Below are 14269 nucleotides of genomic sequence, written 5' to 3'. Positions count from 1 at the left end.
TCTGGATACCGAAGAGTCCCACAGAATGTCGACATCAATATCGAAGATGTCGTCGGTACCGGCCTCCAACTCCATCACGCTCATGGTCAACCTCCCATTGAGTGCCTGATTCGCGAGGCACTGGTGTTCGAAATGTTGCTCGGGAGTAGAGAATTGCGCACTCCTGCCGGAAAATCGTTAGCAGTGGGTGCACAGGTGTCTTAGCACTGAGTTCACACATACCGGCCTGCGGACGGTGACGTTGCCCCGTGTACCGGTCCTCGGACCAGAACTTCGGTCCCAGGATTGATGCGTGTTGCAGAAGGCTGTGATCTGGGCAGGTCAGGGCCCGGGTTCGACGGTTGTGATCAGGCGGTCAGGGCGAGGTTGTGCATGTGGGCGACGGCCTGGACTGCGTGGTGAAGGCCGTCGCCACGCTGCCGGCAGTCACGAAGGGTCTTGAAGTTCTGCATGCGGGCGACGTTGTGTTCCACACGGGCGCGGACCTTGCGATGCTCGGCATTGTCCGCCTCTTCGCCCGGTAGTAGCGGCCGTCCTGGGCGTTTGCGGTGCGGGACGACAAGTCCGGTGTTGAGGGAAGCGCCATCCCCCAGGACGGTGACGTCGTGGCACTGGTCGGGCAGGCCGGAGTTGCGCCAGACGTGCGCGTCGGCCTTTTTGCCCGGGGCCGGCCGGGCGGCGGCAACGACCAGCCTGGTATCCGCATCGATGATGACCTGCACGTTTGCCGAGAAACGGTAGTTGCGGGACGAGGCTTAGCTTGAGTTTCAACCTCTGACTAAGTGTGGAGAGTTGCTGCGCGGCACGAATGGGCAGGTCGCATTGCTCTCATTCCCAGTTCTTCGCCCTCGACGAGGGTTTCGGAGACCAGCGGTGGGGCGCAAGGTCTGCCGGTGTTCCATGACGCCCCTACCCACCGGAGCCGGGCCGCTCCGGTCGGCCTCTGTTCGCATCGTACGAAGGGAATCTCAATGACCGTGTCAAGCCACATGCGTGACTGGCGGAGCGGAGGTGAACAGCCTCTTGTCACGCAGCATCGCCCACAGCACGTCCACCCGCCGCCGGGCCGGCGCGAGCAGGGCCTGAGTGTGCAACAGCCCCTCAACAGCCCCTCGGCGCGCTTTCTGAGGTAGTAGTCCCGGGAGGGCCGGGTCGCATCATCGCTATCTGGGCGGCCATGTAGAAGATGTGCCGCAAACGCCGGTTGTAGCGTTGGGGCCGGTGGTAGTTGCCGCTGCGGCGGCCGGAGTCCCGGGCGACCGGTGTCAGGCCGGCGTGCGAGGCGAGGCGGCCGGCGTCGCGGTAGCCGGACAGATCGCCGACGATGGCGACGAATTCTGCACCCAGGACGGGACCCATGCCGGGCATCGACTCGGTGATCTCGGCCCGTCCGTCGGCGCGGAAGGTCTCGCGGATCTCCCGGTCGTTGTCCTTGATCCGCTCGTCCAGGGCCAGGAGCTGGTGGGCGAGGTCGCCGACCAGCTTCGCGGCCCGCTTCTCGCCGGGCAGGGCGATCTGCTGGGACTGGGCAGCCTCCACGGCCTTGGCCGCGACGGTGCCGGCGCTGCGGACCTTGCGGCGTTCCAACCAGCGCGTCAGGCGTTTGACGCCGATCCGTCGCAGGGCGGCCGGGGTCTGGTACTCGGTCAGCATGACGACAAGGCCCTTGGCCTCGGAGCAGTCGAAGGCCCGCTCCAGAGCAGGGCAGATACCGACCAGCAGGTCTCGGAGCCGGTTGATCAGCCGCACTCGGTCCGCGATCAGGTCGGCCCGGTAGTTGGTCAGGACCCTGAGCGTGGTGACCACCTCCGGGGGTGTGTCCAGCGGAGTGAAGTTCTTCGGACGCATGCGGACCTGGTCGGCGATGACGCGGGCGTCACGGGCGTCGGTCTTGCCCTCGCCCCGGTAGGCGCCGGGCATGCGGTTGACCGTGCGGCCGGGCACGTGGACCACGTGCTGCCCGTGAGCGATGAGCGGGGCCGGCAGCAACGTGGAGGCCCTGCCGGAGATGTCCACCGCCCACCGGACTTCGTCGGCCCGCGCGCAGGCGGTCTCGATGAGGGCAAGTATCTGGGCCTCGTCGTTGTTCACCTCCGTCGAGAACGGCGTCTCGCCGTCGGCGTCGAGGGCCACTGCCCAGTGGTGCCCCTTGCCCGCATCGATGCCGACCCATATTCGCGCCTGCCGCGTGCTCGAGCCCGTCGCTCCGTATCCCTTGTGACCAGCACTTCCATGGCCCGAAGAACACCCCGCCGACAGGTCCCTAACCAGCGATCACCGCAGTTCTCAATCAGTGGTCGGAGCGTCCCGGAGGACCGGGCGGCCATTCCTTTCGAGCCATCAACGGCAAGCACCTGTCAGCCACACCCGGTCCTCCCGGACCGCCAACATTCTTAGGGAACTCCTGTGCCGGACACCAAGACATTCCTGATCACCGGCGTCAGCACCGGCCTGGGCCGCGCACTCGCACGTGCGGCGCTGGCCGCGGGCCACCGGGTGGTGGGCACGGTGCGCACGCCCGCCGACGCACGGGCCTTTGAGGCACTCGCCGACGACGCGCACGCCCGCATCCTGGACGTGACCGACCATGACGCGGTGGACACGGTCGTGGACGAGACCGAGCGCGACCTGGGCCCGGTCGACGTACTTGTCGCCAACGCCGGGTACGGCCATGACGGCCTCTTCGAGGAGTCGTCGATGGATGACCTTCGCCGCCAGTTCGAGGTGAACGTCCACGGAACCGTGGCGGTGATCAAGGCCGTGCTGCCGCACATGCGGGAGCGCCGCTGCGGCCACATCATCGCCGTCACCTCGATGGGCGGGCTGATCACCATATGCGAAGGCGCCATCACCGGCGCGTGTACCAAAACCTTCCCGTCCCGGCCCCAGCCGCCCGCCCGGTTCCAAGAACCGTCGCCCGGCGTACCGACCTACGCAAGGGCGAACTCCTCGGCCCGCGCTGGGAAGACTCTCGACCTCAACACCGGCACCGCCACCATCAGTCACACTCCCCAGCGCGACCTCAGCGGCGATCCGACCACCCTGCCGGTTGGACCGGGGGTTCCCCCCGTCCGTTCAAGCGCCATTTCAATGACGCGGTGGCACAGGGAGCGCGGCGGGGAGAAAAGTCGGGCCAGGCGTCATAACCGACCTTCGCCCCTCTCGTTTCACCTTATGGGTGCCACCAAGTCCTGGCATCGATTATCCAGTTGGATGGGAAGTTCACACGTGAGGCCTCAGGCCACCGACACGCGTCAGATCGCCGAGCAGCGCCGGACGGCCGACCGTAGCAGAACCGGCCACCGCACCCTGACCGCGTCGGCCGCCGTGCACGCGTCCGCCGCCTGCCGCCCCGGCCAGTACGGGCACCTCGGTCGACACGACCGTCCTGCCCTGCGCGCCGCCCTCGCCGCCGCCGACGAGGACGTCATCATCTACGATCTGACCGGCATCGGTCGCCAGTACACCGCGCTGTGCGCCGAACTGCCTGGTGTCGCCGTCCGGTTCGCGATGAAGGCCTGCCCCGTGGGTGAGGTGCTCGACCACCTCACCCGGCTCGGTTCCGGCTTCGACGCGGCCAGCCCGCAGGAGATCGCCCTGGCGCTGCGCACCGGGGCGGCCCCTGAATCGATCCACTACGGCAACACCGTCAAGTCCGACCGCAACATCGCCGAGGCCTACCGGCTGGGCGTGCGCGACTTTGCCACCGACAGCCTGGAGGACGTCGCCGCGATCGCCGAACACGCCCCTGGCTCACGGGTGTTCTGCCGGATCGCGACCACCGGCGATGGCGCGTTGTGGGGCCTGAGCCATAAGTTCGGCTGTTCGCCCGAGGATGCCCTGCGGGTGCTCGGTGCCGCCCGGGCCGCCGGGCTGGTGCCCTCCGGTCTGTCTGTGCACGTCGGCTCCCAGCAGATGACAGCCGAAGCCTGGGGCGCGGCGATCGAGACACTGGCCGCCTTGCTGGAGACGCTCAACCGGCACGGCATCGTTCCGGACCGGGTCAACCTCGGTGGTGGACTGCCCGCCCTCGGTGTCCTCGACCGGCGCGGCCGGCCACTGGAACCGCCGCTGGACAAGACGTTCACGGTGATCCGCGAAGGCATGGAACGGCTGCGCGCCGTCAACGCCGCCCCGCTGGGCTTCCTGCTGGAGCCCGGCCGCCACCTGGTCGCCGACCACGGCGCGATCCGTGCCCACGTCGCCCGGCTCACCTCCCGCCATCGGCTCGACGGCACCCGTGAGGACTGGCTCTACCTCAGCTGCGGAAAGTTCAACGGCCTCTACGAGATGGACCAGTTGCAGTACCGGCTGGAGTTCCCGACCTGCCCCGTCGGGCAGTTCGTCAACGCCGTGGTGGCCGGTCCGACCTGCGACAGCGACGACGCGTACGCTCAGGACGGCATGGTGCGTGTCCCGCGCACGATCGCCTCCGGCGACCCGGTCTGGGTCCACTCCTGCGGTGCGTACGCCGCCGCCTACACCACCCAGGGGTTCAACGGCTTCTCGCCGCTGCCGTACACCTGCATCGGCGGCCCGGCTCCGGACGGAGACGGCGCATGACCGACACGCGGATCCGGCTGCTCCGGGAGGAGGACTGGGACGAGTTGGTGATTCTGGAGGAACGCGCCTACGCGGCGAGCGGCCTGTCCGAGGGAGAGGCGGCACTGCGCTCCCGGCACCGTGCCTCGCCCTCGACCTGCTTCGTGCTGGAGCACGCCGGCGGCTTCGGCGGCTACCTGCTCGCACTGCCGTACCCGCTCTTCCGTTGCCCGGACCTGAGCCTGGCCGAGGAAGGCGCGGTACAGGGGAGCAACCTGCACCTCCACGACCTGGTGATCGCCGAGCGGGCACGCGGCCGGGGTCTGGCTCACCGGATACAACAGCACCTGGAGGAGACTGGACGGGCGGCTTCCTACCAGACACTCTCCCTGGTCGCCGTGCACGGCTCGCAAGTGATGTGGACCACGCTGGGCTACCGCGCCCGGCCCGAGATCGAGCTGCCCGCGAGCTACGGCGCCGAGGCGGTCTACATGGCGAAGCCCCTGGAAACCGCTGTCACGAGTCGGCTCTCGGGTCCTCATTCGGAGCCACAGCGGGCTGATGCGGATGTTTCCGTCCCCGGCATGTTCCGCCGCTCCCGACCGGCCGCCGGCGCACTGGCCTTCCTCCTCGGATTCCAGTACGCCACCCCGGCTCCCGGGTAACCGTCGCAGATCTCGAACGCGCAGGGCGCACCATGGGCGACCGGGTGCGCCGAGCCACCTGTCGGGCCGACGCGGAACTGAGCGTGCGGCAGGTCCGGCGCGACTGGGCGATCACCTGCCGAGCCTTCGGGCTCCGGGCCGTTGCGTGACTCGCGTGCGCGGCATCGAGCTGCCGCCCCTGGCCGTCAGCCGCGTGCTGCTCCGCGACGGCTCATACCGCCCTGCGCTGTTCGCTTCGGCCTCTACCGACGCCCAAGGCGCCGGATGTTGCCCGGCACCGGGTGCTTGAAATTCAGGATCACAACCTGCGACGCCCGGCGCGGGTTGCCCTGCAGCCCGCGCCGACAGGCGTCGCCCCTGCCCGCCCCTCTCACTTCGGACGATGCCGCGGCTCATCGCTCGTTACCTGAAGGAGGGTGGTACGGATGCCTCGTCAATGCCGCCAGCGGACCGCCTTGATGACGTCCGCGTCGGTATGCGTCGCGAACAGCTCCGCCTCCGCCCGCCGGACGGCCAGCACGGCCTCGTACAGTTCGGTGCCGAGTGCCTGCCGCAGCAGAGCGGACTTCTCGTACGCGTCGGTCGTCTCCGGCAGGCTCGCCGGGAGGCGCTCGGCGCTGCCGAGGGCGGCGGGGTCACTCCGGGTCTCGGGAGGCAGGGGCAGGCCGGCGTCGAGACCGGCGAGTCCGGCGGCCAACACGCCGCCGATCTCCAGGTACGGGTTGGCGGTGGCGTCGAAGCACTTGAACTCGGCGTTGGCCTGCCCAGCGGTGGAGCCGGCGATCAGGCGCAGCGCCGCCTCACGGTTCTCCAAGCCCCAGCAGCGGAAGGCCCCGGCAAAGCGGGAAGGGACCAGGCGCAAGTAGGATGCGGCGCTGGGCGCGCCGAGGGCGAGCAGGGCGGGCAGCTCGGCCAGTACGCCCGCGAGGAAGTGCTCGGCCTCGGGGTGCAGCCCGTGGCGGCCGGGGCCGCCGTGTCCGAGGTTTCGGCCCTGTCGCCAGAGGCTGAGGTGCAGGTGGCCACCGTTGCCGATCTCACCCTCGGTGAAGACCGGCGCATACGAGACACGCAGACCGTGCCGCGCGGATACGGCCCGGATGGTATGGCGCACCAGCATCGTGGTGTCGGCCGCCTCGACCGGCCCCTCGGCGGCGACCGTGACCTCGAACTGCCCCGTGGCGTACTCGGGGTGGAGCTGCAGCACGTCCAGCCCTTGCCTGATGAGGGCCCGCAGCACCTCCCGCAGGTAGTCGGAATGCTCGATGAAGCGGGTCATTCCGTACCCGGGCCCGACCGTTGCGGGGTCTCCGGCGGCGTCGGCCACCACCCACTCGATCTCGATCCCGGCTCGCACCGAGAGCCCGCGCCGCTCGACGGCCTCGGTGGCCCGGCGGGCGAAGCCGCGCTGGCAGCCGGGGTGCGGGGTGCCCTCCTGGGTGTACCGGTCGGCCGGGGCCCAGGCCCAGCCGGGCTGTGCGGCGAGCGGGGTGAGCCGGTCGAGGTCGGGGACGAGCCGCAGGTCGCCCATCGGGCCGGTACTCGAGGGCGCGGTGGTGAAGGAGTCGTCCACCAGCGAGAAGTCGAAGCAGGGTACGGCGCCGACACCGTACTGGGCGGCGTGTTCGAGTTGGGTGAGCGGGACGGACTTCACCCGGGTGAGCCCGGCGTTGTCGACCCAGCCGAACACCACCCCGTCGATTCCGTCGGCAGTGAGCTGGGCTTCGGCCGCCCGGGCCTGGGCGGCCCGTTCAGCCCGGGAGCGTGTGGTGTCCATGTCGCCCATGCTGGTGCTCGCGGCAGCGGGTGCACCAGGAATTACCTTGAGTTCACTCGTCCGTGAAAGGACGGAGCAGAAAGGCGCCACAGGACGGACAACGACCGTGAAACACGGCGCCTTCCCTGTACCCGGGTGTTCGCATTACCGAGGTTCGCGTCGCCCGGGATCGACGGGTTCGACAACCCACCTGGAGCCATATCGGGTCTGTGGATCGGTCAGGCGTGCCGGAAGCAGAGGGTTCCCCACTGGAAGCCTGCGCCGATCCCGGACAGCACGTAGGTGTCTCCCGGAAGCAGGGAGCCTTCGGCGACGGTGGTGTGGAGTGCGGTGAACAGGCCGGCTGATCCGGTGTTGCCCAGTCGGTCGATGGTCACGGGTGCACGCTCACGGGGAACGCCCAGGGTAGCCATGGCCTCCGTGAGGATATTCAAGTTGGCCTGGTGCAGGAAGAAGTATCGGACCTGGTCGACCGGCACGCCGGCGCGGTGGGCGGCGCTGGTGATGCTCTCGGGCAGACGTGTGGTCGCGGCGTTCCAGACGGCGCGGCCGTCCATGGACATGTAATGGTCTCCGGCGGCGACGGTGGCGGCGCTGGCGGGCAGCCGGGAGCCTCCGGCGGGGATCTGGACGTCGTAGGACAGCTGGGAGCCCAGGTTGTAGGAGAGCAGGCCCGCTCCAGGGGTGTCGGCACGGGTGAGGACGACGGCTGCTGCGGCGTCCCCGAAGAAGACCTTTGTGGTGCGGTCGGTGGGATCGGTGATTCTGGAAGCGCAGTCGGCCGCGAGAAGCAGGATGGTGGTGATGGAGGGGTTCTGCAGGAGGTGGGCGGCGATCAGCATGGCCTGGATGCCGGAGGCGCAGGCGGCTTGGGTGACGTCCAGGGACAGAGCGCGGTGGGCACCGAGGGCGTCTTTGACGATCAGTGCGGTCGACACGAGCGGCTGGTCCCAGGTGTAGGTGGCGACGATGACCGCGTCCAGTTGCGCGGGCTCGATGCCGGCGGCGTCCAGAGCCGGGTGGGCGGCGGCGACGCACATGTCGGAGGTCGCCAGATTTGGGTCCAGACGGCGGCGTTCGCGGATACCGGTGCGGCTGGTGATCCATTCGTCGCTGGTGTCCAGGGTGCGGGTGAGCTCCTGATTGGTGACGACCGTCGGTGGCAGGTGCATCCCGGTTCCGGCAATGGCGAACGGCACGGACAAGCCGACACCGGTCTGGTGGAACAGGGTCTGGTCCAGGGCGACGGTCACTCCGCGGCGCTCCGCTCAGGCCCGTTCGATGTTCCTCGAAGAATTCCCATATTCCGCCCCATTCGATATCGGTCCGTGAATGCCAGGCACTGCCAGCCCTGTCGCATTACAACACCGCCGCATCGTCTCACGGGACACGGATATGAAGTTCGCTCGTTAATCAATGAGAGTGAGGAAAGAATCGACTGCTTGACGTCCCTTGCTGGAAATGCTTTGTCGTGCTCCGGGTGGGCGCGGAGCGGACACCGGCCGTGATCGATTTTCGAATACCTTTTCCTTGCTTCGTGCGTGGAGTCCGCGGACCGTGTTGAGGACGGAGGCCTGCACCGAGACGTCGAGCGCCGAAGTGATCTCGTCGGCGATCAGCAGGCCGGGGTCGACGGCCAGGGCGCGGGCGAGGGAGACCCGCTGACGCTGGCCGCCGGACAGCTGCCGCGGCAGGCGGCCGGCGAGCCGGGGGTCCAGGCCGACGAGGCCCAGCAGCTCGGTGACGCGCTCAGCGTGGGCGGCCCGGTCAAGTCGGCGGAAGACGGTGGCAGCTTCGACGAGCGCCTGGCAGACCGTAATCCGGGGGGGGCGAGCGCGGTGTCCGGGTCCTGGAGGACGACCTAGCCCGAGGGTGCTGCCGGACGGGATCTCCAGTGGGTGGCATCGAGGTCCTTCAGCCGTGGAGCCGGCTCGGCGCAGTGGTCCCGGCGGCGCGGGCAGCGGGGCTCGAACGGGCATCCCGGTGCGGGCACGAGCAGTTCGGCGGTGCGCCCTCGATCGCCGGCAGCGGTCGGCGGCGAGCTCCGGCACCGAGGCGGCCAGGGGCCCGGGCGTAGGGGTGCCGGGCGCCGTCGGCGAGGCGGTCGGCGGGCAGTACCTCGACGATGGTCCCTGCGTACATCACCAGGCCCCGTTCGCAGAACTCGCCCACAAGAGCAATGTCGTGGCTGATGAACAGGATCGCGGTGGAGGTGTCCCGCCGGATATCGGTGAGCGGCCGGGTGATCTGCCGCTGCACGGTGACGTCGAGCGCGGTGGTCGGTTCGTCGGCGATGATCAGCCCCGGTCGCCTCATCAGCCCTGATGCGACCATCGCGCGCTGGTACTGGCCGCCGGAGAGCTGGGAAGGACGTGAACGCAGCAGTGCCGGGGGGAGGGCGACCCGGCACAGGGCGTCGGCAGCCTCCGCAGCGGCCTGTGCACAGCTCGCACCACAGTGAGCCCGGACGGCCTCCGCGACGCGGCGGGTCCGAGGCGCGGGTCCTGCACGGAACGGCGCTGAAGGGCGGGGTGCCACGTTGCCGGGCCGCGGCGGAGGTATCGGCTGAACCTGGCACTTATTCGAGAATAAAATCAGGTAATCGTGCCGGACGGTGTTCGGCGCACCGTAATTCAGGTTACGCAGGAAGGTCATGACCACTCACATGAGTGAAACCGCAGGGAGTCATTTGGCTCAGGCGGGCGTGACTCGACTACCGTGATCACGGGATCGGAAGGCGCGTTCCGGTGTCCGGGAATCTGAATTCGTTAGGTGAGTCCCGGATTTCGAGATGGAATGTTTCATATTCGCCCGGCTGTGCGCTGCTTCGGCGTTCGCCGCGCCCGGGTTCCCTGTCATACGTATGCGTAGAGAGGATGGAGCATCAATGCCGCCTGTAGTACCGCCCTTCCTGGTCGGCCTCATCGTCGCGCCACTGGCCAAACGCCTGCTCAAGCCCCTGGTGGGTGGAGTCGTCAAAGCGTCCGTCGGCATCGCGATGGAGGTGAAGAAGGCGGCTCAGGAGGCCGGGGAGAACATCCATGACCTCGCGGCCGAAGTGGCCGCCGATGTGGTGGCAGCCCAGATCGCCACCGGGGAAACCGAAAGCCACTCCGGTGACGGCCAGCACGCCACCGGGAACGGCGACAAGGGGGAATCGAAGGCCCCGAAGATCCGCACGACCGCCGGTAGCACCGCCGGAAAGGCGAACTGACGGCCCGTAAGGGACTACGGCCGCCGCCAGGCGCGTAGCCGATCGATTTCGGCGGAATGCGCCCGGGCGGCGGCCGTTGACAGGCCGTTCGGCCGCAGAGATTTGCCGTCCACAATTTCCCGCTCCGTCGCCGTAATCCGTCGTGTCCGTGGCGGTTTTCCGCGACCTCCGCAAACAGGTGATCGTACACATGCCATCGCTACTGGGTGCCGCCAGCGGATTCCGCTCCGTGGAATTGGGTGCGAGCCCGCGCTCGGTCACACCGGGCCGCCAGCGCTGGGACGTCAAGCTGGTCCTCGGACGACCCCGGACGGCCGAGATCCTCTCCGCTGCGCTGCGCCACATTCCCGGGATCACCGCGGCCCAGGCCAACCCGGTTACCGGCGGGGTGCTCGTACGACATGATGCGCGGCTGCGCGCCTCGGACATCGGCCGGATCGTCCGCAGGGCCGTCTCTCGGGTCGCGGAGGGGCCGACCGGAGTGGGGCATCCGGCCCCGGCCCGCACCGCCTCTGCGCCGGCCCCGGAGGCGGACCGCGGCCTGATCGTGCGCCCGGTGCTCGCCGTCGGTGGCGGGATCGCGGCCGGGGTCGCGCTGATCAAGGGGTCGGCGTTGAGCAGGCAGCTGGTGGCTGCGGGCGGGGTTGCCGCGGCGACCGCGGTCGTCCTCCGGAAAGCCTGGCGCGGAACTGTCGACGCGTCCCAGGACACGGCCGGGCCCGGTGCCGAACGCCACCCCTTGCTGGAGATCGTCGGTCCGCACCGACGCCGCCTCTACGGGGCCGCCGCCCTGTCCGTCGGCTGCCAGGCCGCGGAGATGACGCTCGGCACCTTCCTCGGATGGACCGGCCTGGTCCTCATCAAGGGCGAGGCAGCTCCGCTGGTCAGCCTCGGCCTGACCACGGCCTCGGCTCAACTCTGGGGCCTGGCCGGGCTGGTGGCCGCCGCCTGTGCCGCGGTGGCGGGCCTCTCGTACGCCTCGAACCGCCAGTGGCGCCGACTCGGCCAGGACATCGAGCACGACTGGCGGAGCCGCACGTACCGACACGTCCAGCACCTCGAACTGGGACATCTGGAGGGTGAGCGGACCAGCCGGGTGGCCGGCGCGCTCACCAACGACATCGGCCAGCTGGGCGCCTTCTTCGCCGGCCCGGCCAACGACGTGCTGCAACTGGGCACCAGCCTGGCCCTCCTGGTGCCGGCGTTCCTGCTGCTGGCACCGCAGATCGCCTGGATCGCGTTCCTGCCGATCCCGGTCATCGCCTGGCTGTCGCTGCACCACCAGGAGAAGGCCGCGGCAGACTACGCCGTCGCCGGCGAGTGCCGGGCCAGGCTGGGCAGCCAGGTGATCAACTCGCTCGAAGCCGGTGCGACCGTCAAGAGCTTCTGCTCCGAGGACTACGAGGCCGAACGCATCGACGAGCTGAGCGAGGCGGTCCAGGAGAGCGGCCGGCAGACCGACCGGAGCACGCTCCGTCACGCCGAGACAGTCCGGTCCTGCACCACCGCATCGATGGCAGGCACCCTGCTGATCGGCGGTCGTTCGGTACTCAACGGCACCCTGCGCTTCGAGGTGTTCAGCCCGCTGATCGGGCTGCCCCAGATGCTGCTGATGCGGATGAGCCGGCTCGGCGGCATCGCCGACCAGTACCAGCGCACCCTCGCCTCCTACGACCGGGTCCAGCGGTTGCGCGCCCTGCCCGTCGAGGCCGAAGGCGGCGACGGGACGCTCGACCTCGCCGAGGTGCGGGGCGAGATCGTCCTCGACGGGGTCACCTTCGCCTACCCCGGCCGACCGAAGGCACTGGAGGACCTCTCGCTGACCATCCCGGCCGGGCAGGTTACCGCCCTGGTGGGCGCTACCGGCTCCGGCAAGACGACGATCGCCAGATTGCTGATGCGATTCCAGGACGCCCAGTCCGGAAGGGTGCTGATCGACGGGCAGGACATCCGGGACCTGCAGCGACACAACTTGCGCCACGCCATCGGCTTCGTCGCCCAGGACCCGTTCCTCTTCGACGGCAGCATCGCCGACAACATCCGCTACGGCAGCTTCGGAGCCTCGGACGAGGCAGTGCTCCAGGCCGCCGCCATGGCCGAGGCGCATACCTTCATCGCGACGCTGCCGGACGGCTACGACACCCTGATCGGTGAACGCGGTGCCGCGCTCTCCGGCGGCCAGCGGCAGCGGATCGCCCTGGCTCGTGCGATCCTCAAGGACTCTCCGGTCGTGATCCTCGACGAGGCCACCTCCGCCGTGGACAACGAGACCGAGGCCGCCATCCAGCGCACACTGCGCGGCTTCGCGACCGACCGCACGATGGTCGTCATCGCCCACCGCCTCTCCACGGTCCGCCACGCCGACCGCATCTACGTCATGGACAAGGGCGGCATTGTCGCCGAACAGGGCACCCACGACGAACTCCTCGCCCAGCGCGGACTCTACGCATCTCTCTGGCAGCTCCAGGCCGGCGAACTCGCCGCCTGACCGCAGAAAAGCCGCTCCGCCCGCCGATCGCGTGACACCACCGCGGTCGGCGGGGCCCGGCACGTGCTGCGCGCATGCCCGCCCATACTTCTGGAGGTACCCCCCATGTCCCGTCGCGACGGAGACGTCCTTCCGCTGACCGCGGCCCAGCGGGAGATCTGGCTCGCCGAGCAGTGCTCCCGGACGCCGATCCCGGGCTACCGCGTCGGTGAATGCCTGGAGATCCACGGGCCGGTCGACCCGGAGCTGTTCGAAGCCGCGCTGCGCCGGGTGGTCGACGAGGTCGACGCCCTGCACGTGACCTTCGTGGACGACGGTGAAGGACCGCGCCAGATCCTCCGCGAGACCTGGGACTGGGCGCCCGTCCACCTCGACCTCGGCGCGGAGCCGGATCCCCGGGCCGCGGCCATGGAATGGATGAAGCGGGACCTGGCCCGTCCGCTGGACCTCGCCCGTGATCCGCTGTTCGGCCATGCGCTGATCCGGCTGTCGCCGACGGAGTTCCTCTGGTACCTGAACTACCACCACGTGGTGTTGGACGCGATCAGCAGCTCCATGGTCCGTCAGCGGGTCGGCGAGGTGTACTCGGCGCTGGCCGAGGGCGGTGTTGTCCCGCCCTGCCCGTTCGGCTCGCTGCGGGACCTGGTCGACAGCGACGCCGCCTACCGTTCGTCCGCCGACTTCACCGCCGACCGCTCCTACTGGACCGAGCGTTTCGCCGATCTGCCCTCCCCGACACGGCTCACCGGCTCCTCCGCGACCGACCCGCACCGGGCCCTGCGCGTGGCCGGGGAACTGGAGCTGCGGAGCCCCGAGGCACTGCGGGCGGCGGCGAGCCGGGCCGGTGTGCGGTGGTCCCGGGTGGTGGTCGCGGCGACGGCGCTCTACGCCCACCGGCTGAGCGGCGCCCAGGACGTGGTGCTCGCCCTCCCCGTCACCGCCCGTCGGGGCTCCGCCGACTTGATGTCGGTGCCCGGCACGATGTCCAACGTGGTGCCCCTGCGGCTGACCGTGCGACCGGACATGCCGTGGGGTGATCTCGTCGCCCAGGTGGCGCGGGAGGTCGAGTCGGCCGTCGCGCACGAGCGCTACCGCAGCGAGGACCTGCTGCGCAACCTCGGCGCGCCCGGCAGCATGGGCACGGCGTTCCCGCTGATCGTCAACATCATGGCCTTCAACGCCAGGCCGAGCTTCGCCGGGCATCCCGCCTCGGTTCACCACTTCGTGTCGGGGTCGACCACCGACCTGGCCGTCTGGGTCTTCGACTACCGGGACGGCAACCCCCCGCTTCTCCGGCTGCACGGCGCGCCGGAGGCGTACAGCGACGACGATCTCGCCACGCACCAGCAGCGGCTGCTCGCCCTGCTTGACGCCGTCGCGGACTGCGCCCCGGACGAGACGGTCGGCCGGATCGACCTGCTCACAGCCGAGGAGCACCGCGAGGTGGCGGCCCTCGGCACCGGGCCGACGGCGGTGGCTCCGACCGAGAGCCTGCCGGAGCTGTTCCGGGAGCACGTCCGGGCGACTCCGGACCTCGTCGCGCTGGTGTGCGGCGACGTGTCGCTGACCTACGCGGAGTTGGACGC

General features: G+C 69.5%; 9 protein-coding genes and 4 pseudogenes. 6 read left to right on the top strand and 7 right to left on the bottom strand.

Features of this window, described 5'->3' with window-relative positions; genetic code table 11:
- Positions 1-347: 347 nt before the first annotated feature.
- Both ACGFML_RS28535 and ACGFML_RS28530 read right to left on the bottom strand, forming a co-directional pair.
- A pseudogene (locus tag ACGFML_RS28535) lies at positions 348-755 on the bottom strand (transposase family protein); the annotation flags it as partial.
- 225 nt (positions 756-980) lie between these two features.
- A pseudogene (locus ACGFML_RS28530) lies at positions 981-2175 on the bottom strand (IS110 family transposase).
- 231 nt (positions 2176-2406) lie between these two features.
- On the opposite strand from ACGFML_RS28530, the pseudogene ACGFML_RS28525 reads away from it, so the two are divergent.
- The 3 genes and pseudogenes from ACGFML_RS28525 to ACGFML_RS28515 all read left to right on the top strand — a co-directional run.
- Positions 2407-2835: pseudogene (locus ACGFML_RS28525) on the top strand (SDR family NAD(P)-dependent oxidoreductase); the annotation flags it as partial.
- Positions 2836-3393: 558 nt separating this feature from the next.
- Positions 3394-4563, top strand: a complete 1170-nt coding sequence (locus tag ACGFML_RS28520) for a type III PLP-dependent enzyme (protein WP_393548643.1) — start codon at positions 3394-3396, stop codon at positions 4561-4563.
- Entirely contained in the window at positions 4560-5207 is a 648-nt protein-coding gene (locus ACGFML_RS28515) for a GNAT family N-acetyltransferase (protein ID WP_393548465.1), read from the top strand. Before ACGFML_RS28520 ends, ACGFML_RS28515 begins: the two co-directional genes overlap by 4 nt.
- A gap of 433 nt (positions 5208-5640) precedes the next feature.
- On the opposite strand, the gene ACGFML_RS28510 is transcribed toward ACGFML_RS28515, so the two are convergent.
- The 5 genes and pseudogenes from ACGFML_RS28510 to ACGFML_RS28490 all read right to left on the bottom strand — a co-directional run.
- Positions 5641-6981 (bottom strand): glutamine synthetase, encoded by a 1341-nt coding sequence (locus ACGFML_RS28510; RefSeq protein ID WP_393548463.1) that lies wholly within the window; start codon positions 6979-6981, stop codon positions 5641-5643.
- 218 nt (positions 6982-7199) lie between these two features.
- On the bottom strand, positions 7200-8234 hold the full coding sequence (locus ACGFML_RS28505) for a 3-oxoacyl-ACP synthase III family protein (RefSeq protein ID WP_393548461.1): 1035 nt from the start codon (positions 8232-8234) through the stop codon (positions 7200-7202).
- A 156-nt stretch (positions 8235-8390) separates the two neighbouring features.
- The gene (locus ACGFML_RS28500) at positions 8391-8960 is read right to left on the bottom strand and encodes an ATP-binding cassette domain-containing protein (protein WP_393548459.1); all 570 of its coding nucleotides are present in this window, start codon (positions 8958-8960) and stop codon (positions 8391-8393) included.
- A complete protein-coding gene (locus ACGFML_RS28495; protein WP_393548657.1) occupies positions 8896-9297 on the bottom strand; it encodes a hypothetical protein in 402 nt (133 codons plus the stop codon). Before ACGFML_RS28495 ends, ACGFML_RS28500 begins: the two co-directional genes overlap by 65 nt.
- Positions 9298-9315: 18 nt before the next feature.
- Positions 9316-9636, bottom strand: a pseudogene (locus ACGFML_RS28490) (hypothetical protein); the annotation flags it as partial.
- A 232-nt stretch (positions 9637-9868) separates the two neighbouring features.
- On the opposite strand from ACGFML_RS28490, the gene ACGFML_RS28485 reads away from it, so the two are divergent.
- From ACGFML_RS28485 to ACGFML_RS28475, 3 genes are all read left to right on the top strand, one after another.
- Complete coding sequence (locus tag ACGFML_RS28485; RefSeq protein ID WP_393548457.1) at positions 9869-10195, top strand: DUF5132 domain-containing protein; 327 nt, start codon at positions 9869-9871, stop codon at positions 10193-10195.
- Between the two features lie 190 nt (positions 10196-10385).
- Positions 10386-12683 (top strand): ATP-binding cassette domain-containing protein, encoded by a 2298-nt coding sequence (locus ACGFML_RS28480; protein ID WP_393548455.1) that lies wholly within the window; start codon positions 10386-10388, stop codon positions 12681-12683.
- 105 nt (positions 12684-12788) lie between these two features.
- The coding region (locus ACGFML_RS28475) for a condensation domain-containing protein (protein WP_393548453.1) at positions 12789-14269 on the top strand (1481 nt) is incomplete at its 3' end.

Origin of the sequence: Streptomyces sp. NPDC048650 (genome assembly GCF_043199095.1) — a bacterium.
GTDB lineage: Bacteria > Actinomycetota > Actinomycetes > Streptomycetales > Streptomycetaceae > Streptomyces.
The sequence above is the reverse complement of the archived record's forward strand: the minus strand, read 5'-3'. Positions and strand labels throughout refer to the sequence as shown.